Source organism: Streptomyces sp. B8-7, assembly GCF_058833805.1.
This window is the reverse complement of sequence record NZ_JBYRRL010000003.1, coordinates 163811-189614: the sequence shown is the minus strand read 5'-3', so window position 1 is coordinate 189614 and position 25804 is coordinate 163811. Positions and strand designations below refer to the sequence as shown.

General features: G+C 71.5%; 19 protein-coding genes. 8 read left to right on the top strand and 11 right to left on the bottom strand.

The window, feature by feature from the left end:
* The first annotated feature begins 180 nt into the window (after window positions 1–180).
* On the top strand, window positions 181–1500 hold the full coding sequence (locus AC5K6T_RS16150) for a cytochrome P450 (RefSeq protein ID WP_493209657.1): 1320 nt from the start codon (window positions 181–183) through the stop codon (window positions 1498–1500).
* Between the two features lie 145 nt (window positions 1501–1645).
* On the opposite strand, the gene AC5K6T_RS16145 is transcribed toward AC5K6T_RS16150, so the two are convergent.
* Window positions 1646–2014, bottom strand: a complete 369-nt coding sequence (locus AC5K6T_RS16145; protein WP_493209655.1) for a VOC family protein — start codon at window positions 2012–2014, stop codon at window positions 1646–1648.
* A gap of 279 nt (window positions 2015–2293) precedes the next feature.
* A complete protein-coding gene (locus AC5K6T_RS16140; RefSeq protein ID WP_493209653.1) occupies window positions 2294–3292 on the bottom strand; it encodes an NADP-dependent oxidoreductase in 999 nt (332 codons plus the stop codon).
* A gap of 122 nt (window positions 3293–3414) precedes the next feature.
* Between AC5K6T_RS16140 and AC5K6T_RS16135 the strand changes: the two genes are divergently transcribed.
* Both AC5K6T_RS16135 and AC5K6T_RS16130 read left to right on the top strand, forming a co-directional pair.
* Complete coding sequence (locus tag AC5K6T_RS16135) at window positions 3415–4290, top strand: LysR family transcriptional regulator (protein WP_493209651.1); 876 nt, start codon at window positions 3415–3417, stop codon at window positions 4288–4290.
* 66 nt (window positions 4291–4356) lie between these two features.
* Window positions 4357–4611: a hypothetical protein gene (locus AC5K6T_RS16130; RefSeq protein WP_493209649.1), complete on the top strand. Its 255-nt coding sequence runs from the start codon at window positions 4357–4359 to the stop codon at window positions 4609–4611.
* A 407-nt stretch (window positions 4612–5018) separates the two neighbouring features.
* On the opposite strand, the gene AC5K6T_RS16125 is transcribed toward AC5K6T_RS16130, so the two are convergent.
* From AC5K6T_RS16125 to AC5K6T_RS16100, 6 genes are all read right to left on the bottom strand, one after another.
* Complete coding sequence (locus tag AC5K6T_RS16125) at window positions 5019–5666, bottom strand: putative DNA-mimic protein (protein ID WP_493209647.1); 648 nt, start codon at window positions 5664–5666, stop codon at window positions 5019–5021.
* Window positions 5667–5794: 128 nt separating this feature from the next.
* Window positions 5795–6538, bottom strand: a complete 744-nt coding sequence (locus AC5K6T_RS16120) for a VWA domain-containing protein (protein ID WP_493209645.1) — start codon at window positions 6536–6538, stop codon at window positions 5795–5797.
* 363 nt (window positions 6539–6901) lie between these two features.
* Entirely contained in the window at window positions 6902–7861 is a 960-nt protein-coding gene (locus tag AC5K6T_RS16115; RefSeq protein WP_493209643.1) for an ornithine cyclodeaminase family protein, read from the bottom strand.
* Entirely contained in the window at window positions 7840–8973 is a 1134-nt protein-coding gene (locus AC5K6T_RS16110; RefSeq protein ID WP_493209641.1) for an aminotransferase class I/II-fold pyridoxal phosphate-dependent enzyme, read from the bottom strand. Before AC5K6T_RS16110 ends, AC5K6T_RS16115 begins: the two co-directional genes overlap by 22 nt.
* Window positions 8970–9623 (bottom strand): helix-turn-helix transcriptional regulator, encoded by a 654-nt coding sequence (locus AC5K6T_RS16105; RefSeq protein ID WP_493209639.1) that lies wholly within the window; start codon window positions 9621–9623, stop codon window positions 8970–8972. The genes AC5K6T_RS16110 and AC5K6T_RS16105 overlap by 4 nt, the downstream gene beginning before the upstream one ends.
* Window positions 9624–10072: 449 nt before the next feature.
* The gene (locus AC5K6T_RS16100; protein ID WP_493209637.1) at window positions 10073–11044 is read right to left on the bottom strand and encodes a LysR family transcriptional regulator; all 972 of its coding nucleotides are present in this window, start codon (window positions 11042–11044) and stop codon (window positions 10073–10075) included.
* 108 nt (window positions 11045–11152) lie between these two features.
* Between AC5K6T_RS16100 and AC5K6T_RS16095 the strand changes: the two genes are divergently transcribed.
* On the top strand, window positions 11153–12196 hold the full coding sequence (locus AC5K6T_RS16095; RefSeq protein WP_493209635.1) for a zinc-dependent alcohol dehydrogenase family protein: 1044 nt from the start codon (window positions 11153–11155) through the stop codon (window positions 12194–12196).
* Between the two features lie 425 nt (window positions 12197–12621).
* Here AC5K6T_RS16095 and AC5K6T_RS16090 read toward each other — a convergent pair whose 3' ends face one another.
* The 3 genes from AC5K6T_RS16090 to AC5K6T_RS16080 form a co-directional block, all read right to left on the bottom strand.
* Entirely contained in the window at window positions 12622–13077 is a 456-nt protein-coding gene (locus AC5K6T_RS16090; RefSeq protein WP_493209633.1) for a hypothetical protein, read from the bottom strand.
* Window positions 13078–13181: 104 nt separating this feature from the next.
* Complete coding sequence (locus tag AC5K6T_RS16085; RefSeq protein ID WP_493209631.1) at window positions 13182–13889, bottom strand: hypothetical protein; 708 nt, start codon at window positions 13887–13889, stop codon at window positions 13182–13184.
* A 585-nt stretch (window positions 13890–14474) separates the two neighbouring features.
* Window positions 14475–16490, bottom strand: coding sequence for a PA14 domain-containing protein (locus AC5K6T_RS16080; RefSeq protein WP_493209629.1), 2016 nt, complete (start codon window positions 16488–16490; stop codon window positions 14475–14477).
* Window positions 16491–17253: 763 nt separating this feature from the next.
* Between AC5K6T_RS16080 and AC5K6T_RS16075 the strand changes: the two genes are divergently transcribed.
* The 4 genes from AC5K6T_RS16075 to AC5K6T_RS16060 all read left to right on the top strand — a co-directional run bounded on the left by AC5K6T_RS16075 (window position 17254) and on the right by AC5K6T_RS16060 (window position 25229).
* The gene (locus AC5K6T_RS16075) at window positions 17254–19647 is read left to right on the top strand and encodes a galactose oxidase family protein (RefSeq protein WP_493209627.1); all 2394 of its coding nucleotides are present in this window, start codon (window positions 17254–17256) and stop codon (window positions 19645–19647) included.
* A gap of 493 nt (window positions 19648–20140) precedes the next feature.
* Window positions 20141–21946, top strand: a complete 1806-nt coding sequence (locus tag AC5K6T_RS16070; RefSeq protein ID WP_493209625.1) for a S8 family serine peptidase — start codon at window positions 20141–20143, stop codon at window positions 21944–21946.
* Window positions 21947–22299: 353 nt separating this feature from the next.
* Entirely contained in the window at window positions 22300–24834 is a 2535-nt protein-coding gene (locus AC5K6T_RS16065; RefSeq protein WP_493209623.1) for an alpha/beta hydrolase family protein, read from the top strand.
* Window positions 24835–24848: 14 nt separating this feature from the next.
* The gene (locus tag AC5K6T_RS16060) at window positions 24849–25229 is read left to right on the top strand and encodes a hypothetical protein (RefSeq protein ID WP_493209621.1); all 381 of its coding nucleotides are present in this window, start codon (window positions 24849–24851) and stop codon (window positions 25227–25229) included.
* Window positions 25230–25804 lie beyond the last annotated feature (575 nt).

Sequence of the window (25804 nt, the reverse complement as noted above, 5' to 3'; positions counted from 1 at the left end):
CGACCGGGCGGTGGTGGCTCTCGGGACGGACGGCCCCGCGGCCCAGGTGCTCTGCCGAGAGCCGCCCGGCCCGGCGGTGCCACGGACACCACGGCACCCGCACTCGCTGTACCCCTGCACGTCTCCGTGACGCCGGGCACATGCCCAACCCGGCCAGGACGCCACGTGTTAACTTCCGCCGTGAGCACTCAGCCGCCGAAAGAGCCCACCCTCGTCCCGCCCGCCCCGGCCGCCGCACCCGTACCGCCCCTGGCCCGGGACCTCCTCGGCCGGCTGGACCTGTTCGCGGACGACTTCATCGGTGACCCGTACCCCTGGCTGGACCAGCTGCGTGGGCAAGCGCCCGTGCACTACGACTCCCGCACGGGGCTGTGGCTGGTCAGCCGCCACCCGGACATACGCCGGGTACTGCTCGACACGGCCGACTTCCGCCCGGACAACGCCCAGAACGCGGTCACCGCGCTGCCCGTACCCGTACTGCGGGTTCTGGCCCGGGCCGGCTTCCAGCTCCCACCCGCCCTCGCCAACAACGGCAGCGCCAGCCACGCCGGGCTGCGTCGCGTGGTCAGCCGCTTCTTCAACGCCTCGCGGGTGACGGCAGCCGTCCCCGTGATCGAGCGCACGGCCGACGAACTGCTCGGCGCGGTCCGGGCGCAGATCGACACCGACGGCGCATGCGACCTGTTCACGTCCTTCGCCCAGGCCCTTCCCTGCCGGGTTCTGATGGAACTGCTGGAGATCGGGGACGTCGACGCGGCAACGCTGACCGGCTGGAGCGACGCCTCACTGGAACTGTTCTGGGGCAGGCCTCCACTGCACAGGCAGTTGCACCTGGCCGAACTGGTCGGCGCGTTCTACCAGTGGCTGAACACGACCGTGCGCACCGGCCGGGCAGCCCCCGGCTCGTTCATCGGAGCACTCACCCGGCACCGCCTGCCCGGCGGGGAGCCACTGGATCCCGGGACAGCGGGCGCTGTCTGCTTCTTCGTCCTCATCGCGGGCCAGTCCACCACCGGGCAGCTCATCGCCACCGTGCTCCGGCGTTCCCTCTCCGAACCCGGGCTGTGGCCGCGCCTCGCACACGAGGAGGACCTGGCCGAGGCATGGGTGGAGGAGGTGCTGCGCCGCGAGCCTCCGGTGACCACCTGGCGCCGGGTCACGGCACGGCCGGTGGAACTGGCAGGCGTGAGCCTGCCGGCCGGCGCCCAGCTGCTCCTGATGCTCATGGGCAGCGGATCAGATCCGGACGTCTTCCCGGAACCGGAGCGGATGTGCCCGCACCGGCAGAACACCCGTCACCATCTCGCCTTCGGTGCAGGCCGCCACCGCTGTCCGGGCGCGTCACTGGCCCGAACGGAGGCGGCTGTCGCGGTCCGGTCAGCCGCCCGCGCCCTGCCGTTCGCGCAGCCGGCACACGAACAGACGCGGTCGCCGATGCTGGGCCTGTTGTCCTTCCGTGCACCGCTGCGAGTGCTCGTGAGGGATTCTCGGGTTTCCTGACGTGCCACCGGAGAGCCTCGGGCCCTGCGCGCACCCGGCTTGCCGGCCATCGCCCCGGCCGGGCGTACTCGACGCCCGGCTGCCCGCCAGGCGGCCTCCACCTGGATCCTGCGCCGCGGCCCGCGGCCCGCGGCCCGGCAAAGGCTCACCGGGCCGGGATCGGCTGGGTGAGGTTCACCGGGTTGCCGTCGGGGTCCTGGACGTGGGCGACGCGCTGTCCCCACGGCATGTCGTGGGGGCCGCTGCGGACCGAGCCGCCCAGCGCCTCCACTCGGCCGAGTGTCTCGTCGACGTCGTCGACACCGATGCTGAGCAGGATCCGCGGTGCTGCCGCGGTCCCCGGGTCCGTCCTGGCCACCAGCCCGAGGTCGGTGTCGCCGATGCGCAGGCCGAGGTAGAAGGCCGGGCCTTCGGCCGGTACCCGGAAGATCTCCTCCGCGCCGAACAGTTTCGTGTAGAAGCCGAGCAGAAGGTCCTGGTCGGCAGTGAGGATCACCGGCTGGATGGTGGACATGGCACTCCTGTCGAGAACGGTCCTGTCACTGGGCAGACCGTTCGAGGACGGCGGACTCATCGGCAGGACCGCCCTGTCAGACGATCCACACTCCGGACCGCCGTCCGCGACCAGGTGCAGGCAGCCGGAAACGGGGCCGGACCACCCCTTCGGACAAGTCAGCCCGATTTCCCCGACTCGGAAACAGGTTGGAAGGACTCACTGCCTGGCCCGGTCCTGGAACGCGGTGTCCGGTGTCAGGGCGCGTGCGGCGATCCGCCGTCCACCGTCGGGCCGTGATCACGAGGTCACCGTCAGCACGATCTTGCCCTGGATGTGGCCCTGCGCGGCTCGTGTGTGGGCGCTGCGGGCCTCGGGCAGCGGGTAGATGCTGTCCACCCCGACCTGGAGCATGCCCTGGCCGAGCAGGTGCCCGATCCCGGCGAGCTGGGGGCCGTTGGAACGCACCTGGATGTTGGAGACCGTGATGCCCAGACTCGCCGTCTCTTCCGGGTCGTACTCGGCGAAGAACACCGGAAGCATGGTGCCGCCGCGCTTGAGCACGGTCAGGAAGCGTGAGCTGTCCGGGCCGCCGACGGTGTCGATCACCAGGTCGGCACCGCTGACCACGTCCGCGGCCCGCGTCCTGGTGTAGTCGATGAACTCGTCGGCGCCGAGCTTGCGCAGGAACTGCTCGTGCCGGCCCGAGGCCACCGCGATGACGCGTGCCCCCTTCCACTTCGCCAACTGCACCGCGAAGTGGCCCACTCCACCGGCGGCCCCGTTGACCAGCACGGTCATCCCGGGCGTGATCGGCACCGGCTGGTGCACCCGGCCGGTGAAGGGAGACGGCACGTCGTGGCCGAGATCAACCAGGTACTGCCAGGCCGTCAGCACGGCCATCGGCGCCCCGGCCGCCTGCACGTGGTCGATGCCGGCCGGCTTGTGAGCCAGGTCCGAAGCCGGCGCGGCCACGTACTCGGCGTACGTCCGGCCGTCGAATCCGGGGAACCGCAGCATGCCGAAGACCTCGTCACCGACGGCGAAGCCCCGCACGTCCGGAGCGACCGCCTCGACCACGCCCGACATGTCCGTTCCGGGAATCAGAGGGAAGTCCAGCACCGGCCTCATCTCGGCCGGCATCACCTTCATCCCCTCGCGCAGGTACCAGTCCGGCGGATTGACGCCGGCCGCGTGCACCCGGACGAGCACCTCGCCCGGGCCGACCTCGGGAACCGGCACCTCGTCATACCGCAATACCTCCGGCCCGCCCGCCTCGTGGAACTGAATCGCCTTCATCGCACCTGTCACTTTCCCGGGGAAACATTGCTCCTTCAGTCAAGGCCCAGGACGGCACGTCCGTCCAAGACCGGTTCGGCAACCCGGTCATTCCGAAACGGCATGACGCGTACGCTGGGGGAGTGAACGATGCCGGACAGGACCTGGAACTGCGGCTGGTGCGCTACTTCACCGTGGTGGCGGCGCATCAGCACTTCGGCCGGGCCGCCGCCGACCTGCGCGTGGCCCAGCCGGCGCTGAGCCGCCAGATCCAACGCCTCGAGAAGCATCTCGGCGCACGGCTGCTGGACCGCACCCCCCGGGGCGCCCGGCTGACCCCGGCCGGCCGGAGGTTCCTCCCCCGGGCGCAGGCCCTGCTGCAGGCCGCCCGCCGGGCCGAGCTGGCCGTGCGTGAACAAGCCGGGACCGCACGCATCGCCGTCGGCTACGTCGAAGACCTGGTGATCACTGACGCCGTACGGGAACTGCGCAGCCGTCACCCGGACGCCGAGATCACCACCCGGCACCTGAGCTGCCGCGACGTCGGGGCGCTGTCCGACAAGCGCGTCGACGCCCTGATCACCCGGGCCCCGCTGCCCCTCTCCGCCGACGACGTGCTCGTCACCCCGCTGTACGAGGAGCCCCGGATGCTCGTGGTCCCGCGCGGCCATCCCCTGGCCGACCGGGCATCGGTGACCGCGGAAGAACTGGCCGGCGAGGAGACGGCGCCGTGCGCGTTCGAGACCGCGGACTGGACCTCCTACCGGATCCTCGGGGCCGGCGTGCCGCCCGTCGAGAGCTACCAGGACAAGCTCGAACTCGTCGCGAGCGGCCGGGCGATCGCCGTGCTGCCGGCCGGCGATCGGCGCAGCTCACTGCGCCCCGGTCTGGTCACCGTCCCGATCGAGGGCGCACCCCCCAGCCAGGTGGTCCTGGTCAGCCGCAAGGGCGACCCGAATCCGCTGATCAGGAGTCTCCGGCCGGCAGCCCAGGCCGTCCTGACCACCCCGGCAGCCTGACCGGGACCAGCCGGCCCGCCCGGGACTGAACCGCACCAGGCAGCGCGCAACCCCCAGCAGCGGATCGTGGATTACACGACGTTCTTCTTCCCTGCTCACGGCCTCTTCGCCAGGCGGCTCGTCTGCGGCCCCCATCTCAAGTCGTACAGCCGGGCGTTCGTGTCGCTCTGCGAAGTCGACGGGCGCAACGTCCCGTTCCGGGGGCGGGCGACGATGGGCGTCGCCAACGTCGTTCCGCACAACGACGGCATCCTGGAGATTGTGGGCTCCATCCAGTGGAAGTCCGACATCAAGGTGCGGGCCAGCGTGTTCTGGCAGTAGCCGCGTTCGGAGGACGGTACTTCCGTCAACGGCCTCGTAGTTCACCCCGCTGGCGGCCTTGAGGGCGTCTCCGCCGGTGGAAGCGTGACCGCCCCACAAGCGGCCAGATGGTCTCCCCGCGAAGGACACCTGCCGTGCAGCCCGCCGCCTACGCGTCGTCGCCCGCCGCGGCCAGAAACGCGCGCCCTGGTCGCGCTGGGCCACTCCATCCTGGTCTCGCATCCGGCACAGGTTCACCCACGAGCCGAGTACGCCGACCTCGGCGGCCAGTACCTCGTCGAACGCACCGGCCGGGCCGGACAGCCCCGACGCCTGAGGCGCCATCTCGACCGACTCGGCTACCAAGTGCCCGCCCAGCGGGAGGAGTTGCCTGACCGGCGGCTACGGACAAGGGACGGGGAGGTGGATCAGTGGAACACGACGGCGTGGCCGCCGGCGATGCTCGCCAGGCATGCCCGGTGGAGCTGGTACCAGGCGAGACGCTCCACCTCGAACGGTCCGTCAGCTGCACCAAGCACGGCCCGTCCCGCACTCTCCGTACCGGAGAGGACAAGCTCGTCGTCGGGGCTGATACCGATCGACGGCGCGATGCTGGAAAGCTCGGCCAGCAGTCGCCGACTGGAGCCGACCATCCCGGCCCCCTCGACCTTCGAGTCGTCGGGGAGGAACAGGGGATCGTCGAAGTCGACCGGCACGTAGTAGCCGGCAGTGTCGGAGTGGCAGACCAGATGAGAGGCGAGCATCGACATCTCGTCTCGGATCTTCTCGCGGTCGAGTTCGTACTGGCGGCTGCCGGCCGCCGGAGCTGGCGCGACGGGTCCTCCGAGTTTCATGAGCACCAGGATGCGACGCAACCGGGTCAGGTACCCGTAGGGGAAGCCACCGGAGAAGGTATGGGCCCGAGGCGGAGCGGTGGTCTCCGGCTCGTGCCAGCTGATTCCCTCCGCCGTGAGCGCGTGGGAGAGGCGGGCGAAGGCATGGCGGTGACGGTCGAGCCCCGCGGCATCATTGCGAGCCTGGTGGTGGAGAAGTCCCACTGATATCGAGAGTCCCATGGGCCACAGCGTAGGTGCGACATCCGACAGCGGCGGACGCACCGCTCGGGGGTGCGTCGGAGTGCCCTGGGACGGCGAGCGCCGGGCCCGCTCCACGCTGGTGGTCGTCATGGAGAAGACACCAGTGGCTACACGATGCCTGCGCTGCGGGCGTCGGTGAGCCAGGTCGGGAATTCCTGCAGCAGCCGGTCGAACAGGAGGTCGTCGCTGGTGGTGAGAGGTGTGCGTCCGGCGTGGAAGAAACCGGCGTTGTCGACGACGCGGCGGTCTGGGACGGCGAGGGTGTCGAGTCTGCGCAGGAACGCGAACTCGTTGTCGGCGGGGTCGCCGAACCCGATGAACTGCCAGAACAGCGGCAGGCGAGCCGCCTTGCACAGGTAGCGTTCCGCGGCGGGCCTGCTGGTGGGGCCTCCGTCGGTCTGGAAGATCACCAGGGCCGGGGCGTCACTCGCGGAGTCGAGGTAGTGGTCGACGACTTCGTCCATCGCCCAGTGGTAGTTCGTGCGTCCCATGTGACCCAGGTTCCGGTGGAGCTCGTCGATGCGGCCCCGGTGTCTGCCGAGCTGGAGGTCGGCGGAGCCGTCGACGTCGGTGGAGAAGAAGACCACCGGGACGGTCCCGTCGTCGTCGAGGTGGGCCGACAGCGTCAGCACCTGGTCCGCGAGGTGCTGCAGGGTGCCGTCGGCGTAGTAGGGCCGCATGGAGCGTGAGCGGTCCAGTACGAGATAGACGGCTGCCCGTACTCCTTCCAGCCCGTGATTGCGGAGGCTGGTCCCTGCCGTCTTGTAGAGACTGACCAGGTCCGGGGCCCGCTCCTGAACCTTGGACAGGCTGATGGCGGAACTGCGCTCACTGCGGTACGTCTCGGTCACCTCCACAGGATGCTCTCAAGAAGCGCGCTCCATGCAGGATTTGCCCGCTTCGCATCCTCCGCCCGCGGGGGAGAAGCCGACGGGCAGGGGACTGCTCGCAGACTTCGCCACCGGTCTCCCGCCGCACCGGCACCGCCGTGCGGCTGCTCGCGGCCATGGGCGTCCTGGTCGGCGCGAAAGACGCCCTCTGTCCGCCGGCCTCCGGCTCCGTGCCGCTGAGGCCGGTCGGCAGGGAACCGCTGCCGCGCATGCCGGCGATGCGGCAGGGCGGTGCCCAGCCGGTGACCTCGTGGCCGGCCGGTCGCAGACCGCAGACCAGCCGGGCAGGGCGCCGAGCCTCGCCGGACCAGCGGTCGCGTGCGCCTACGGGGCCAGCTCGCGCAGCACGGCCGAGGCGAGTGCCGCGTCGAGTGCGCCGACTCCGGTGAGGTCGGCGACTGTGATCGCGCTGTCCGGGCGATCGACAGGCTTTTCGAGCAGGAGGCCGACGGGTGTGTCGGCGGTGCGGGGGGTGGCCCCGGCGCGTACGGCGTGGCCGAAGTCGCCGTGGTCCAGGCACTGCTGGTGGTCGTCGGTGGCGATCAGCGCTGCGTGGGCGAAGAGTGCCGGCGGCAGCTCGTTCTTGTGGGGCATGTCCGTGCCGATGCCGGTGACGTGCGCGCCCGCGCTGATGTGACCGGCCTGCAGGACCGGAGTGGTGGCCGGTGTGGTGGTGACGACCATGTCGGCTGCGGCCGCCTCGTCGGCCGAGGCGGGCTGGGCGTGAAGCCCGAGAGCGACGAAGGCCTCGCACAGTGACCTGGTCCTGTCCCGGCTGCGGCCGTGGACGAGTACCGTGTCGATCGGGCGGAGCCGGGCCAGCCATTCGGCCTGGAGGCGGGCCTGCTCTCCGGTGCCGAACACGGCCAGGGTGGCGGCGTCGGGTCGGGCCATGGCGTGGGTCGCCAGGGCGCCGGCGGCGGCGGTGCGCCAGGCGGTGAGCAGCCCCTGGTCGTCGAGGATCGCGCGGATCCGGCCGGTGCGGGCGCTGACGACGCAGACCAGGCCGTGGTTGGTGGGCAGACCAGCGGCGGGGTTGCGGTAGAAGCCGGTGGCGATCTTGACGGTGAAGTCGGGTGCGTCGGTGACCCGGCCGGCCTTGACGTGGCAGTCGCCGTCGGCGTCGGGGAACTGCAGGTGCAGCGGTGGCGGCACGGTGGTTCGGCCGTGGGCGTGGGCGATCAGCGCGTCACGGACGGCGGTGAGGGCGAGCTCCGGTGTGGTGGCGCGCTTGATCGCGGCGGTGTCGAAGACGCGCGGGGTCATCGGTTCGCTCGCAGCCACCGGGCGAAGGCGGCCAGGCCCTCCTCGGGGTCGGCACGGCCCACGCCGATGCGGAAGCGGTCGGCGGGGGTGTGGGTGAGCTCGGAGCGGAAGATGCTGGCGGGCAGCAGCAGGACGCCGGCCTCCTCGACCAGCCGGGTGCAGAACTCCTCCACTCCGTCCGGGCCGAGGTAGCGGGGGTAGGCGACGCAGCCGCCGTCCGGGACCCGCCACTCGAAGAGGTCGGCGAATTCGGCGAAGAAGGCGCCGAAGAGCGGCAGGTTGCGGGCGATGAGTGCCCGGTTGCGGTCCAGGATCGTGGCGCGGGCCTTCAGCGCGATGCGGGCCAGGACCTCGCTGGGGGCGGAGTTGCAGATCGTGGTGTAGTGCTTGGCCCGCTCCAGCCGGGACAGCAGCTCCCGGTCGCGGCAGGTGATCCAGCCGATCCTGAGGCCCGGCAGGCCGAGCGACTTGGAGGTGACGTTCAGCGACAGGGCGCGCTCGGACAGGTCGGCGGCCTGCGGCAGGGTGCGGGCCGGGTCCCGTTCCAGGCCGCGGTACACCTCGTCGCTGAACAGGCGGATGCCGCGCTCGTCGCACAGCCGCGCGAGCGCGGTGAAGTCGGCCGTGCCGATGACCTTGCCGGTGGGGTTGTTCGGGAAGTTCACCGAGACGACCCGGGTGTTCGGCCGGATGGCCGCCTTCACCGCATCGAGATCCAGGTCCCAGTCCCGGTCGGGGTCCAGGGCGACGCCGGTGACCTCGCACAGCGCGAGCGGCACGGTCTCGGCCGCCTGGTAGTTCGGGGTCACCACCACCGCGTGGTCGCCCGCGCCCAGCAGGACGTTCATCGCCAGGTAGAGGGCCTCCTCGGCGCCGGCGAAGCAGATCACGTCGGCCGCGTCCGCCCGTTCGTACATCCCGGCGACCGTCTCGCGCAGGGCCGGGTCGCCGTAGCTCTCGGTGTAGCCGAGCGACAGATTCTCGAACGCGGCGCGGTCCTGGTCATCGGCCAGGGCGAGCAGCTCGCCGAGTGTCACGGTCTGCACATCGGAGGCGGTCAGATGGTGGCGTGCGGTGAACTCCCACCGGGAGAAGTAGGTTTCCAGGCGGAAGTCGGGCAGTCGGGTCATGGCGCGTGGTCCTTCGTGCTGGGAGCTCTGAGTTCGGACAGCAGGCCGTAGAGGGTGGATCGGGAGACGCGCAGGGCGGCGGCGACGACGGGGGTGGCGCGGCGCACGGCGAAGACCTTGGCCTCGTCCAGCCGGGCGAGGACGGCCAGGCGGTCGGTGCGGGTCAGCCGCTCGACGGGACGGCCGCGCTCGTGCACGTACGCGGCGACGATGTGCTGGACGCGCTCGTTCCAGTCCTGCTCGAACAGCGGCTCCGGCCGGGGCGCCGTCGGGGCGCCGAACGTGGACAGCACGGCAGCGGCCTGTTCCAGCGGCGTGCGGTCGAGGTTCACGCACAGCACGGCGGCGGCCTTCCCGTCCGGCTCGCGCAGCACCGCGCTGACCGAGGACAGCCGTCGGCCGTCCGCGAGCAGCTTCTCGTACGGGCCGAACACGTCTCGCGCCGACGGGTCCAGCCCGTCCAGCTCGCCCAGCAGCGAAGGATCCCCCGGGCCTCGGGAGCCCATGGGGTTCCAGATCGCCAGGATCCGGTCGGTGTCCGGGTCGTGCAGCACCACCTCGGCATACGGGCCGAGCAGCAGCGCGACGGCCCGGCCCACGGGCGCCCACATCCGGACCCGGTGATCTGTGCTCTCATCGGCAGCCTCCACGCCTCGGACTGTAAATCCATCTTGGACGAAACGTCCAGCCCTCGTGCGCGTGGACGATGCCCTGCATGAGCGAGATCAGAATCAGAAGGCGGGTCGACGGGGCCGCCGGGACCGTGCGTGAAGCCTGAGGGAAGCGATCTGGTCCGCATACGTGAGCCACCGGCGGTTGTCACCGTCCACCGTGATCGGCCGGGGTGCGCCCGGTTCACGGGTGGGGGCCGTCCGTGCGGACACGGACGCACCGATCGCGGCGGCCGGTGTGTCGCCGTCCGGACGGGTGAGCCGGCGGGGCACACCGTCACCGGGTCCGGCACCGCCCTGCGCGAGAGGCGGTGTGCCGGCCCGGTGAGTGGTGCGGTGGCGTGATCGGCGTGCACGGCCCGGGCCCAGGGGTGTTGCGCTGCGGCCCGCAGACGGGGCCGCACGGCGGCGGACGTTCACGCAGGCGGTCACGTGCCGGCGGGCGGTCGCTTCCCGACACTCTCCTGGGGGGCCGCGCCTTCTGTTGTGCCCGCCGTGCTGTTGCTGAGAGCACGGAGTGCGGTGAGGCCGGCGGCGATCGCGGGTTCGTGCGCTGTGCCGTGCCGGACGGCGGTCTCGATCGTGCGGGCGAGGGTGCCGTCCGTCACCGGTCGTGCCGCCAGCACCGGCGGGAGGTGGGCTGCGGCCAGCTGTGGGATGAGGACCGTGTGGCCGCCGCTCGCGGCGAGGGCGATCATGGCGGAGAAGTCGGTGCAGGTGTGGCGGACCTGCGGTGTGAAGCCGGCCGACCGGCAGGCTTGGAGGACCGCGTCCCCGCAGGCTGTTTGCGGCGGGGCGGTGATCCACCGGGTGTCTGCGAGCTCCCGGAGGTCGAGCGGGACGTGCCCGGGGCGGGCTGCCGGATGGTCGTTCCGCAGGATGGCGACGAGCGGATCGGTCCACAGGGTGCGCGTCTCGACTCCGGGGTACGGGGGTGTGGCGAGGTTGGTGTAGCGGTAGAGCAGCGCGAGGCCGGCGCGACGCTGCAGCAGCAGCCTCACGGCGGCTTCCGGTTCGGCCTCGGTGAGGTGCAGCCGCAGGTTCCCGTGGGCGCTTTCCAGGGCTTCGCCGAGGGGGGCGGCCACCGGCGCCAGCGCGCTGGGGAAGCATGCGACATGGAGGGGGCCGGCCGGCTCGCCGAGGCCGGCGTGGAGCCGGTCCTGGGCTTGTTCGAGCGCGGTGAGCACGTGCTCGGTGTCGTCGGCCAGTTGCTGCCCGGCGGAGGTGAGGTGGACCGAGCGGCCGGTGCGTTCCAGCAGACGGGTTCCGGTCTCGTCCTCCAGCAGTCTCAGCTGCTGCGAGACGGCAGAGGGGGTGACGCCGTGGAGCCCGGCCACCGCGGTCACGGTGCCGTGGGCGGCCAGGTCGCGGAGGAGGGTGAGCCGCCGGACATCGAGCATCAGTTCATCTTAAACAGGTGCTGTAGAGAATGTAGCTGGACACGGGAACATGTGTACGGCCACTCTGACTGCGCCAGCCCAGTACCCGAGCAGTGCCAGGAGAGTTCCGTGCGCGCTACCGTGATCCACGGCCCCGACGACATCCGGATCGAGGAGGTGCCCGACCCGGTGGTCCGGCGGCCGGCCGACGCCGTGGTGCGGGTGGTCAACGCCTGTATCTGCGGCAGCGACCTGTGGGCCTACCGCGGTGTGGCCTCCCGGGTGGCCGGGCAGCGGATCGGCCACGAGTTCCTGGGCATCGTCGAGGAGGTCGGCTCCGAGGTGACCGGTTTCACTCGCGGCGACTTCGTGGTGGCCCCGTTCGTCTGGTCCGACGGCACCTGCGACTACTGCCGCGAGGGCCTGCACCCCTCCTGCCCCGAGGGCGGCTTCTGGGGCGAGGTCGGCTCCGACGGCGGCCAGGGCGAGGCCGTCCGTGTGCCGTTCGCCGACGGTACGCTGGTCAAGCTGCCGAAGGAGGCGGCCGGCGAGGAGAAGCTGCTGCCCGGCCTGCTCGCCCTCTCCGACGTGATGAGCACCGGCCACCACGCCGCCGTCGCCGCCCGGGTCCGCCCCGGCGCCACGGTCGCCGTGGTCGGTGACGGCGCGGTCGGGCTGTGCGGAGTGCTCGCGGCCCATCGGCTCGGCGCCGGCCGGATCATCGCGCTGGGGCGGCACGAGCAGCGCACCGCGATCGCCCGCCGCTTCGGCGCCACCGACGTCGTCGCCGAGCGCGGCGAGGCCGCGGTCGAGGCGGTCGAGGAGCTCACCGGCGGCCAGGGCGCGCACGCCGTCCTGGAGGCCGTCGGCACCGAGGAATCCCTGCGCACCGCGATCTCCGTCGCCCGGGACGGCGGTGCGGTCGGCTACGTCGGCGTGCCCCACGGCGGCTCCGCCGGCGTGGACATCGCCCAGTTGTTCAACCGCAACGTGACGCTGGCCGGCGGCGTCGCCCCGGCCCGCGCGTACATCCCCGAGCTGCTGCCGGACGTGCTCTCCGGTGCGATCGACCCGGGCCTGGTCTTCGACCGCACCGTCGGCCTCGACGGGGTCCCGGACGGCTACCGCGCCATGCACGACCGTGAGGCGCTGAAGGTCCGCATCACCTTCTGATGCCGATGCCGATGCGTGTCACGCGTGTCACGCGTGTCCGGCCCACCGGCCGCCACGTGGCGTTCCGGCCCGGTCGGCCCGTCCGCGGCCGACGCCGGAAACGGACTCGCAGTTCCTGCGAACGGGTCGGCTGGTGGCGGGCCATGCGGACGAAGCCGGCGGTCGCGGGGTGCGCCGGGTCGGTGGGCCGGGCGAGATGGACCAGGGCACCCCGCCGGCGGTCGCGGCCGCCGGCGGGGTGCTTCCGTCCGTTCGAAGACCTCCCCTTGATGTCGGACATCCGCAGACCGGGACCCGCGGTTCCAGAGCAGGCAGTGGCCGGGTGGGAAGCAACAGCCGCAGCAGGCGGTGTACGCAGGAGTGCGAGCGCGTCGCCGTCCGGCGGGTCCGGGGCGCACCGCCGGACCCGCCGGACGGAGAGCTGGTCAGCCCTGACTGCAGTGGTCGGCCCAGCGGTGCGAGGAGATGTTGTCGTTGACCGACTGGCCGAAGCCGCCGAGGCCTGCTCCGTAGGTGAACTTCCACCGGCCCGTCGTCAGGTTGTTCCAGGAGTCGCCCCGGCTGATGCAGGCGTGCGCTCCGGTGGCGCCGAGGCCCCAGTAGAGGTCGACGGAGTCGAGCCTGACGGCGTAACCGTTGTTCCAGATGTCGGAAGCCGCGTTCCGGCACGGGCCCCAGTTGTCGGCGTTCCCCGACCAGAAGCAGGGGGTGCCGCCGCCGAAGGGGTCGGTCCAGGCGTGCAGCAGGCCGTCGGGCGCAGCCGCGCTGCGGGGAGCGGAGTCATGCGCAGGTGGGGCGGACGCGCCTGACGCGGTCGCGGGGAGGAGGACGAGAGCCAGACCGGAGACGGCTCCGATGGCGATGAACTGCTTGACTGACATGGTGTTCTCCCTGTCCGGGACGGCTGGCGCCGTCCGTGTTTCGGCGGCCTGGTCGGCCGTCCCGCGGCGGGGGCCGCCGCGGAGGCATGAGGGGTGGGCTGCGATCAGCCGCGAGCCACCAGGGCGCGGGCCCGGGGCAACGCCGCCGCCTTCAGCCGGTCGAGGTCGTCGTAGACGCCCGGGTAGCGCTGCCGGAGCCGGGCGTCGTGAGAGTGGTCGAGGTCCGTGGCGACCCGGGACAGTCCTGTGGACACCGCGCAGGTGGCCTCTGCCACCGCCAGCCGGATCTCCCGCTGGCGGCTGACGCCCTGTTCGAGGGCGGCGGCGCGGCTGTCCCGGGGATCTGCGTACGGAAACCCGGCGGCTTCCATGCACTGCGCCCAGTCGTCCCGGGCTGTCCGGTAGCGCGGATCCTGCTGGACCGCCGCCATGCGCTCGCCGGCCAGGAACGCGGTGGTCCGGGTCGCGCGGAACCAGGCCGGCAGGTCGCCGTAGAGGCGGCGTTCGGCCTCCGCCGTGCAGCCCTGGTCGCTGTGGCTGACCCGGGCGCCGTTGGGCAGGTCGACGACGAGTCCGCTGGGGCTCGGCCCGTTCAGCGCGGCGACCAGGGCGGCGGCCCGGCCCGGCCGGAGCGACAGCAGGTAGCGCTTGTTGGGGTTGGCTTCGTCCGCCCGCCGGAGCGCCGCGTACCGGTCTGCGCCGTAACCGTGGGCCCTGGCCCAGCCGACGTCGTCGACCACGTAGGGGAAGAGGCGACGCGCCGTGGGCGCAGCTGGTGGGACCACCCAGAAGCTGAAGCCGCGCCGCTGCATGCAGTCCCGTTCCAGCAGCTGCTCGGCGACATCGAGGACCTGTTGCGGCCCCGCCGCTCGAACGCCCCGAGAGCCCGTCGCCGGCCGGGGGGCCGCAGCCTCGCCGGCGGGTGGCCCACACCCCAGGAGCAGCGACATGGCGGCCGCCGCACCCACCGCCCATACTCCGCCCCGCGCCGTCTGCCGCATGACCCGGCTCCCTCCGTGCAGTCCCGTCGTCCGCTGCTGGGAGAGGTCTTGCCCGGTGACGTTGTTCGGTGTCGGTGAGCTGCTGCCTTACAAACAAAGCCCGGACATCCCCACGCCGTATCACCGCTTCGGCCCAGGCCTGATCAGCTCCGGCCCGTCACGACGGACCACAGCCCGGCCGGCGACGTCTGGACAAGCGGGGACGAGCGGTCCGCCGGGAGCTGTCGGCATCGATTGGGTGTGCTCCGTCAGGATCCGGACCGGGAGATGCCGTGCTGGTGTTCATGGGCCGCCGGGCGGTGGTGGAGCCGGGGTGTGTGGGCCGCCGGCCGTGGCGGGCACGACGGAGGGCGCCGTCATGCCCAACACGGCCGGCGGTGGTGGGTGTCCCTGGTGTCAGGCTTCGCTCGGAGCGGTCGCGACGGAGACGTGGCGGGCGGCGATCTCCGTGCCGTCCGCGGCGACCGCGGTGATCGTGTAGTGGCTGGTCGTGCCTCGTGGGGTGGCGGGGTCGGTGTAGGTCCTGGTGCCGTCGGACAGCGGTTGCTGGGTCAGCCGCACCCATTCCGCCGTGGCGCGGTCCCAGCGGTAGACGTGGAAGCCGGTGGCCGGGCAGTCGCCGGTGGTACAGGTCCACGACAACCTTGCTCGCGCGGGCTCGTCCACGGAGGCGGACAGGGCCCAGTCGTAGGTGAACGGGAGGTTGTACTCGGGGGCGAGGTAGTACTCGTTGGTCTCGACGTGGGCGACGTCCGACGGAGAGCCTGTCGCGTAGACGGAGTTGCCGGAGGTGTCCACCGCGTCGACGTAGTAGACCCAGGACTCGTCGTCGGCCGGCTGGACGTCGGCGTAGGAGGTGGTGCCGGGAGCGACCTCCGCGATCCGTTCCAGGGTGAAGGGGTCGTCGGCGGAGGCGCGGTAGACCGCGTAGCGGGCGAGGTCGGCGGCGGGGCTCTCGTCCCAGTGCAGGACCGTGCCGTACTCGGTGTTCGTGTAGCCGAGGCCGGTGACGGCGGGCGGTGCGACGCGGTCGGTGAGGGTGATGCTGCTCGGCTGCGACGGCTCGGACTCCCGGCCCCGGGCGTCGACGGTGTGGACCCTGTACCAGTAGGTCACGCCGGTCACGGCGGTGGTGTCGGTGCACGCGTACTGCGGCCGGGCGTCTGCCGGGTCGCCGGTGCGGTACGTCTCGCAGGTGACGGGCTCGGGGACGGCGTTCTCGTCGAAGCGCTCCCAGCGGTAGACCCGGAACGCGGTGGGGCCGGTCGCGGGGGAGGTCCAGGAGACGTCGATGCCGCTGCCGTCGTCCGCGATCCGGGTGCCCTCCATGGCCGGCACCGCGAGCGGCCGGGTGAACTCCACCACCGGGGAGGTGGTCCGGTTCCCGGCCGCGTCGGTCGCGGTGACGCGGTAGTAGGAGGTCTCGCCGTAGGGCGCCGTCTCGTCCCGGTAGCCGGGGGTGTGGACCGTGCCCAGCGCGGTGAACTCGCCGTCGGGGGAGGACGCCCGGTGGATGTCGTACGTCAGACCCTCCTCGTCGGCGGTCCAGGCCAGCGAGACGCCCAGCCAGTTGTCGTGGGTCGCGGTCGGCGCCTGGAGGACCGGGGCGGTGCGGTCGGCGGTGGTGACGGTCGGCTCGGCGCCGCCCACCGACTCGTTGCCGGCCAGGTCGACGGCCCGCACCTGGTAGGCGTACGCGGCTCCCGTGGCCGGCAGGTCCTGGGTGAAGGCCGTTTCCGTCAGCAGGCTCGCGCCGCTCACCGGAAGGAAGCCACCTCCCTCCGCGGCCCGCCGGTAGACGCGGTATCCGGCGAGGTCCATCTCCTCGTTCCGCGCCCAGGTCAGCGAGGCACGGCCGGCGGTCTCGTCGTAGGACGCGGTGACACCAGCGGGGGCGAGCGGCGCGACCTGGTCGGCTGCCGGTGAGGTGCGCGGGGTGTAGTCGAACCGGACAGCCGCGAGGCCGGACCAGTTGACGTAGTCGACGCGGAGACTGTGCCGCCCGGAGGGGATGGTGACGTCGACGGTCCGGGAGACCGTCTTCCAGGTGTTCCGCCACAGGTCGATCTCGAGCACGCCGTCGAGGTAGACACGTATGCCGTCCCGGCCGGAGGCGGTCAGCGTGAAGGGGCCGCCGGAGCCGAAGTCGCGGGTCACCGACCAGCGGACCCCGAACCGGTTCGACGGCAGGCCGGACGCTGGAGCCCCCGCGCCCCAGTTCTCGGCGATCACGTCGTCGCATGCGGTCTTCTGCGGGGGGCCGGAGAAGGTGGTGTTGTCGAAGAACTGCTGCTCGAACGCCGGAGCGGTGCAGTCGGCGGCGGAGGCGGGCGCGGCTCCGACCGTCAGCAGACCACCGGCGGTGGCGAGTACTACGGCGGCAGCTGCTGTGGCACGTCTGGGCCGGTACATGGATTCCCCTCTCGGAGCGGTACGGCGATGACCGGGGTCCGTGTGTCAAGGGATCCGTGGATCCCGTGAACCCTTCGTGATCACGACTCCCGGAGAGGCCCGTTGGTTGTACGGGGATTCCGCAGAACCTCCGCGTTCCGTGCTGTCACAGGATTCCCAAGGCCCGCCCGGTGCACCGCTCTTGCCGTCTCCGCGATGCCCCGGAGGACCGCCCCGGTGTTCGTGAGGGCCGAGTCCGTCAGCCGAACGGCTCCGGCCGGCCCGTAGGGGGGCGGTGACGACGAGTGGCCGTCAGCGGTCAGGGTCGCGTGAGCGACGGCAGGCATGGCGACTTCCCTGCGATCACGGGGTCTTCCGTGCCGCAGACGCGTCGAGGTGATGTGCCCCAGGCCTCCGTGGCCCAGCGGGGACAGTGCACGTGCCGGTGTGGGTGACACCACTCGGAGGTGGCGCGTCATGCGGGGGTCAGGGCCGCGGCAGGAGAGGACTCCGCGTGCAGCGGCTCAGGTTCGAGCCAACTCTTTTGTTCGACAGTCGAGTTGGTGCGCGCTGACTTAGGTTCTAGGGGCCCGCAGCGGTTCACGGCTCGTCCCAGGAGGTCCGATTGCAGCCCAGACGCGTCCGCGCCCTTGTCCGAGCATTACGCCGTTCCCACCTGCTCATCGCCTTCGCCCTCGGCTCGCTGCTCGTCGGGGTCACTCCCTGGCTCGGTATGGCGGACACGGGGCCGGGCGGTCATGGCACGACGTCCCGGCCGGCGCCCGTGCCGTTCGATCGGCAGACGGCGAAGCTGTCGCCGCACCACGGCGTGGCTCCGGCGAACGCCATGGAGCCGACGGCCCCCGTCCTCGACCGGACCGGATGGACGGCCACGGCGAGCGACGAGGAGACCACCGGGGAGGACGGCCGCGCGGCCAACGTCCTCGACGGCAGCACGGCGACCATCTGGCACAGCAGGTGGACGGGCACCCCCACTGCGCTGCCGCACACCATCACCGTCGACATGCACCGCACGGCGGTGGTCTCGGCGCTCGTCTACCGGCCCCGCACCGACGGGGCCAACGGGCGTGTCGGCGAGTACCGCATCAGCCTGAGCATCGACGGCAGGAACTGGGGCAGTCCGGTCGCCACCGGCACCCTCGCGGACGACGCGGGCGCCAAGACTCTCGGATTCGCCCCGCAGGGCGCCCGGTTCGTCCGGCTCACCGCGGTCACCGAGGCCGGCAACCGCGGCCCGTGGACCTCCGCCGCGGAGCTCGACCTGCTCGGCGACCCCGGAACCCCGGCCGCCACCGTCGATCTGCCCCGGACCGGATGGACGGCCACGGCGAGCGACGAGGAGACCACCGCGGAGGACGGCCGCGCGGCCAACGTCCTCGACGGCAGCGCCGACACCATCTGGCACAGCAAGTGGTCCGGGACCCCGGCCCCGCCACCGCACAGCATCACCATCGACATGCACCGCACGACACCCGTCTCCGCCCTGGTCTACCAGCCCCGCAACAACGGCCCCAACGGGCGTGCAGGCGCGTACACCGTCACCACCAGCACCGACGGCGCCACCTTCGGTGCGCCGGTCTCCGCGGGCACCTGGCGCGACGACGACACCGTCAAGACCGCCACCTTCACCCGCACCGAGAACGCCCGCTACGTACGCCTGAACGTGACCGGCGAGGCCGGCAACCGCGGGCCGTGGGCCTCCGCCGCCGAGATACGCCTGAGCGGGCCGGCCGACCCGGCCGTCCACGGCTCCTGGGGCCGGATCACCGGCTTCCCCCTGGTGCCGGTGGCCACCGCCGTCCTGCCCGGCGACAAGCTCCTGGCCTGGTCGGCGTACGCGGTCGACCGCTTCGGCGGCAGCAACGGATACACCCAGACCGCGATCCTGGACCTGAAGACGGGCAAGGTCACCCAGCGCCGCGTCGACAACACCGGCCACGACATGTTCTGCCCGGGGATAGCGATGCTCGCCGACGGCCGGGTCCTGGTCACCGGCGGCAGCAACGCGGAGAAGGCGAGCATCTACGACCCGGCCGCCGATGCCTGGTCCGCGACCACCAGCATGAACATCGCCCGCGGCTACCAGGCCATGACCCTGCTCTCCACCGGCGAGGCCTTCGTCCTCGGCGGGTCCTGGAGCGGATCCACGGGAGACAAGGCCGGCGAGGTCTGGTCCCCGGACACCCGCACCTGGCGCAGGCTCCCCGGCGTCCCCGCCACCCCGGCGATGACGGCCGACCCGGCCGGCGCCTACCGCGCCGACAACCACATGTGGCTGCACGCCGTCTCGGGCGGCAAGGTACTCCAGCTGGGCCCGAGCCGGCAGATGAACTGGATCACGACCGGCGGGAACGGGACCATCACCTCCGCCGGCACCCGCGCCGACAGCCAGGACGCCATGACCGGCAACGCCGTCGCGTACGACATCGGCAAGCTGCTCACCCTGGGCGGCTCGCCCGCGTACGAGAAGACGCCCGCCACCCGGCGCGCGTACACCGTCAGCATCGACGGCGACCGGGTCCTGGCCGCGCGCACCGGCGACATGGGCCACGCCCGCGCCTTCGGCAACAGCGTCGTCCTGCCCGACGGCACGGTCGCCGTGTTCGGCGGGCAGACCTACCCCGTGCCGTTCAGCGACGCCACGTCCGTGCTGACCCCCGAACTGTGGGACCCGGCGACCGGGAGGTTCACCCCGCTCGCCACCATGGCCGTCCCGCGCAACTACCACAGCGTGGCGAACCTGCTCCCCGACGGACGGATCTTCTCCGGCGGCGGCGGGCTGTGCGGCGACTGCGCCACCAACCACGCCGACGGCGCCGTGTTCACACCGCCGTACCTGCTCGACGCAGACGGCTCGCCCAAGCCGCGTCCCGTCATCACCGGCGGCGTGCCGCCCCGCGCCGCCGCCGGCACCTCGCTCACCGTCAGCGCCGAGGGGCCGGTGGCCTCCTTCGTCCTGATGCGCGCCGGCGCCGCGACCCACTCCACGGACAACGACCAGCGGCGGGTCCCCCTGGAATCCACACCCGCTGGGACCGGCACGTACCGGGTCTCCATCCCGGCCGACAAGGGCGTGGTCCTGCCAGGCACCTACCTGCTCTTCGCCCTGGACGACCAGGGGGTGCCGAGCATCGCCCGGTTCATCACCGTCTCCTGACGGCACGACCACGGCGTCCGGCCCCGGCGGGCAGGCAGGCCGGGGCCGGACGCCGCTTCAGGGACGGAACGCGTCGCAGCCGTCCCGGACAGCCCTGTTCACCGCACCGACCACGCGCTGCCTGGGCACGTGGTGCTCGGACCATGCCCGGGCCTCGATGGGTACAGCGCGGAACGCCGTACGCGACTGTCAGGGTGTCCACCCCGAAGGATCAGCCTCGGCCGGGGCGGGAAGGGGTGAGTCGCGGTCGACCGGGTCCGGTGGCCGGGGTGTCGCCGGTACCCCGGAGGCGGGACGGCGCACCGCTCTACGGCCCCTGCCCGGCAGGCCCGCCGCATGGTCCGCACCCGCACCCATGGTCGGTATTCGGCCACCGGTCGACGAACTCCATTGCTGCAAAAGACCCTTCCGCAACCGACCGCGTACATGACATCTTGCGTCCAGTAATCGTTTCGCACGACCCGGCCTGACCACCGGGTCTTCGGAGGACGCATTGATACCCCACAGATCCAGCCGGCCTCGGCGTTCCCTCACGCTGGCCGCCGCGCTCGGCGCGGCGCTCGCCCTCGGCGCCCCCGCCGCGCTCGCCGACACCGCCCCGGTCTCCCCCTCCGGCCCCGCCGCCCCCGCGGCGATGTCCCGGGCCGCGGCCCCCGCTTCCCCGAGCGGGACCTGGGTTGCCGGCACCCGCGCCTACTTCGTGATCACCGCACCCGGTGACACCGCGGCGGTCCGCAACGCGGTCACCGCCAACGGCGGAACGGTCTTCCAGTACTACGACGCGATCGGTGTCATCACCGCCCACTCCGCGTCCGCCTCCTTCGCCACCACCATGCGCGGCGTGAGCGGGGTCCAGCAGGTCGGCGCCACCCGCACCTCCGACGTGCCGGCGGACGCCTACAACCCGGCGCTGCCCGCCAACCCCGCGCAGTCCAACACCCCTTCGGGCGAGCCGGTCCGCGCCGACATGACCCAGATCAAGGCCGACCAGGCCTGGGCCGTCACCACGGGCTCCGCCTCCGTCAAGGTCGGCATCCTGGACACCGGTGTGGACGACCAGCACCAGGACCTCGCGCCGAACTTCGACGCCGCGGACTCCGTCTCCTGCGCGTACGGCAAGCCGGACACCCGTACGGGCGCCTGGCGCGACGTCGGCACCCACGGCACGCACGTGGCCGGTACGGTCGCGGCCGCCAAGAACGGAAAGGGCGTCATCGGCGTAGCCCCGGGTGTCAGGATCTCCTCGGTGCGTATCGCCGAGCCCGGCAGCTCGCTGTTCTTCGCCGAGAACACCGTCTGCGGATTCATGTGGGCCGGCGACCACGGCTTCAAGGTCACCAACAACAGTTACTACACCGACCCGTGGCAGTTCAACTGCCCGGACAACGCCGACCAGGCCGCGATCATCGAGGGCGTCAGGCGCGCCCAGGAGTACGCGGAGAGCAAGGGCTCGCTCCAGGTCGCCGCGGCCGGCAACGCCAACATCGACCTGGCCGACAAGACCACCGACACCGAGAGCCCGAACGACTCGACACCGGTCACCCGCACCATCACCAACGCCTGCCTGGACATCCCGACCGAGCTCCCGGGCGTCGTCACAGTCTCGGCCATGGGCACCACCGCGAAGGCCTCCTACTCCAACTACGGCCTGAACGTCATCGACGTCACGGCCCCGGGCGGCGACGGCACCGGCATCTACAGCACCCTGCCGGGCGGCAAGTACGGCTCCAAGAGCGGCACCTCGATGGCCTCCCCCCACGTCGCCGGCGTGGCGGCGCTGCTAGCCAGCACCAACCCCGGCATCACCCCGGCGCAGCTGCGCGACAAGCTGGCCACCCAGGCCAACGACGTCGCCTGCCCGTCGGACAGCCGCTGCAAGGGCACCACGGCCAGGAACGGCTTCTTCGGCGAGGGACAGGTCGACGCCCTCAAGGCCGTCGGCGGCACCCCTCCGCCCGGCAAGTACTTCGAGAACACCGCAGACTTCGCCATCGCTGACAACACGACCGTGGAGAGCCCGATCACCGTCAGTGGCGTGACCGGCAACGCCCCGGCCAACCTCAAGGTCGGTGTGAACATCGTGCACACCTACATCGGAGACCTGAAGGTCGACCTGATCGCCCCGGACGGCACCGTCTACACGCTCCACAACCGCTCGGGCGGCAGCGCCGACAACATCAGCCAGGTCTACACCGTCAACGCCTCCTCCGAGGTCGCCGACGGCACCTGGAAGCTCCGGGTCAACGACAACGCCCGTGCCGACACCGGCCGGATCGACTCCTGGAACCTCACCTTCTGAAGGCACGCACGGCGCGGCACCCAGCGCCGCAGCACGTCGTCGAGCCGTCGCAGTAGTGCGGAGGGCCATCGGGGAGCAGTGCGACTGCGCCCCGATGGCCTTCGCCCGTTTCACGTACTCGTGCCCGCGTATGCAGCCGGTCGTACATCTGCCGCGGCCGACCCGGGTGGAACCGCGTGGCATCGCGGTCCGCGCGCAGGCCCCGTGGGAGACGCAGGAGCAGGCACGGACTCGCCAGGTGTTGAGGGGAGCGCTGCGGTCCGGCGGCCGCGGCGCTCCGCTACCGGCCACCCACGAACCTGTCACGTAAGGTAACCATTGATTACCCAACGTGAGAAGTGGTGGGGAGTGCCATGGGGCAACAGGTGGTGGACATCAGAGAGCTGAAGCTGGAGGACGACCGCGAGCTGCTCTCGCCACCGCGCCTGGTCGACCTGTACCAGTGCGCCATCGCCACGACGGTGTTCGGCTTCCTCCCTCATGCGGAGATCGACATCGAGGTCGAGGGGACGGTCGTGGTCACCCAGCAGGTGGGCTTCCCCGAGCCGGTCGGGGCGACGCTCCCGCTTCCTGCACCGTTGGTGGCGGGGCAGACCGCGCGTGCCCGACAGCGCCTGGGCGGCCTGGAGAGCGACTGGAGCCGGCCGTCGACCGTCCTCGACCATACGAAGGACTTCCCAGCCGGGCCTCCTCGGCCGCAGATCAACCCCGCTCCGCCGCTGGAGTGCGGGGTTCGTACCGGTGTGGCCAATCTGCTCGGGGGCGGAAGTGTCTGGATCACCGCGGACGGGACCGAGGCCGGGCGCGTCGACGGCTGCGCCGCGCCTCAGCAGGGCGTGAACATTGATCCGCCGTACGGTCCGGGCCGGCACGTCCGCGCGCATTTCGACCTCTGCGGCGACAAGAGTCCGCCCTCGGTCGATCATCTCGTCCAGCCCGGCCCGACCCCTCTGCCGACCCCGGCGATCGACCCGGGCTACGAGGGCAGCGAGCAACTACGTATCAACGGCATCGCCAATGGCGCCCGGGTCTCGCTCACCCGCAACGGTGCGCCGGCCGGCACCTACCGATGCTGGGGCGGCGCCCTGCTCGTCCCGTTCAGCACACCGTTCACGGCCGGAGAGACGGTCACTGCGACTCAGCGACTCTGTGACACCGGACCACCGAGTCCGCCCGGGGACGTCACGATCCAGCCGTGCTCAGCGCTGCCGGCCCCCGGCGTCGGCCCGCTCCAGGGCGGGGACCTGAGCGTCTCCGTCACGAACTCCGTCCCAGGCGCCCAGATCAAGGTCTACCGCAATGGTGTCCAGGTCGGACTCGGCAGCGCTCCCCGTGTCCAGCTCAGCCGGCCGGTCGCGGTCGGGGACACCATCGTGGTCACCCAGTCGCTGCCGCCGGCCTGCCCCGCCCACCTCGGGCTCCAGGTGACGGTAGCCTGCGTGGATCCGCCGTTCACCCATGATCCGTCGGCGCTGGACCTGTTCCCGGTCGGTTCCGACGAGTACTCCGACGGGCCCGTCCACGGAAGCGTCCGGTACCCGGCGGACGACGACGGTCCGGGACAGCCGTTCAACGCACGTCTGGCCGGGACGGGACGCGTGCCGATCGTGGTGCTCGCCCATGGCAACCACGACCCGGCGGATCCCAGCTACCTCGGCTACGACTACTTCCAGGACAGCCTCGCCCGGATGGGGATCATCGCCGTCTCGGTCGACTGCAACGCGCTCAACGGCGGATCGTCCGGGGTCGGCAACATCGAGGCCCGGGTGGACCTGATCATCGACTCCATCCGCCACTTCCAGACCCTCGACGCGGATACGGGGTCCCGCTTCTTCGAGCGGATCGACTTCGCCCGCCTGGGTCTGATGGGCCACTCTCGCGGCGGGGATGCGGTGGTCACCCTCCCGACTGTTCTCCCCGCGATCGGGGTCACCGTCCAGGCTGTGCTCGCGCTGGCGCCGACCAACTTCCGCTACTGGGCCGGCATGCCCACCATCGAGCCGGACAACCACGCCTTCATGACGATCCTTCCCGCCTCGGACGGCGATGTGATCCACAACAACGGGGCGCAGTTCTACGACAGGGCCAAGCCGAGCCCGTACAAGTCCCAACAGTACGTGCACAGCACCAACCACAACTTCTTCAACCGCCAATGGCTCCTCGACGACGGGGTGACGGCCGTGGTCTCCCGGGGCGAGCACGAGCGCGTCCTGGACGTCTACGGGACGGCCTTCTTCCGCTCCCGGCTGCTCGGCCACGGCACACACGTCTTCCTCGACGGGCAGCAACGGCCGACCGGTGTCCTCACCTCCCTCGTCCACCAGTCCTTCGCATACGAGGGTTCCCCCACCATCGATGACCACGAGGACCGCAACGGCATCGGCACCAACTCACTCGGGCTGCCGACCGCGCAGTCCGCAGGCATGGTCGCCGACGAGTATCCGTTCGACCAAGTGCCCACTGCCTTCAACCAGTCCTTCTTCGGGCTGAGTGTCGGCATGGTCATGGAACCGAAGGAGACCGGCGGGATCTTCCGCTCGTCCGTACGCTCCTTGGACTTCAGCAGTGCCGAACTCTGGCTGCGCGCTGCTGAAGTCGCCGGGAGGCAACTGCCGCCGGACGCCGCGGGGTTCCGGCTGGGGCTGGAGGACGTCGAAGGCCTCACGGCATGGGTCGATTCCGACTCCGTGGGCGGTGTGCCCCGCCCGTTCGACCGCCCCGACGTGATCAAGACCATGCTCAAGACCCTGCGGTTCCGCCCTGAGTGCTTCCGGGCCGCGCATCCGGACATCCGGCTCGATCGGATCCAGGCGGTCCTCATCGAGTACGACCGCCGAGGACTCCGTCCCCTGGCCTTCGACGACCTCCAGCTGGTCAAGCCGCTCTGAAGGAGCATCATCAGATGACGAACGACCCTGGCGAGCTCGAACCCCCAGCCCCGCGAGAACGCCATGAACTCCCAGATGTGCTGTCGATCGACACCCGGTCCATCCGCTACGAGCCGCCTCAGTTGAGCAACTTCCGCTCGGCGCTGCCCGAGGGCGGGGACGTGGTGGAGTTCCTGGTGGAGACCAGCGCTCCCATCCCGGCGCGTGCACTCGGCCCGGCCCTGCAGGTCGGCACCACGCTCGTGACCGAGGTCGCCGAGGTGGACTCCACCCACTACCGCTTCCTCGCTTTCGACCCCGAACGCCTGGAACCGGGAGCCCCCATCGACCTCTGCTGGGGTGGCCGGCCCGAGACCGTGCGCTCGACCCGGTTCCGCTTCGAAAGGCCTGGCTGAGCCGGCCCAGGGGCCTTGCCGTACGCGAGGCTCAATGCGGGATGCCCCACGGGAGCAGCGTTTGTCGACTGGCCAGAGAGGCAGTCGGTGATCAGTATTGATCCGAAACTCTTGCTCTGCGGGGCCCGTTGCGGCATCGGCACAGGTCGCAGCGTCGCGTGAAGAAACCCGAAGAGTTTCGGCTCAGCAGAGGCGCGGACGGCGATGCGCGATGACGGCACCACCCTCTGCCACGACTCGGCGACGGTCGCTGGAGTGGGCATCCGTCCCGGGACGCTGCACAGCTGGCTCTCGCGGGCGACCCGTCACGCCGGGCCCGCGACACCCGGCTGTGCGGCAGTCCCGATCGCCACGTGCGGCGTGCGCACCGTGCCGGCTGACCGGCTCGCGCGGACCCGGCCCGGTGGTGGGGCCACGGTCGGCGGATGGGTGCACGCATCCGCACTCGTACGGCTCACGATCGCCGACGACGGCACGGCCAGTGGCCCGGTTCTCGGCGGACAGGCCGCGTCGACGTCGGCCCGTATGCACCTTCCGCCCCCCACTGGGCATCCTGCCGAACGTGAGTGAGGGCC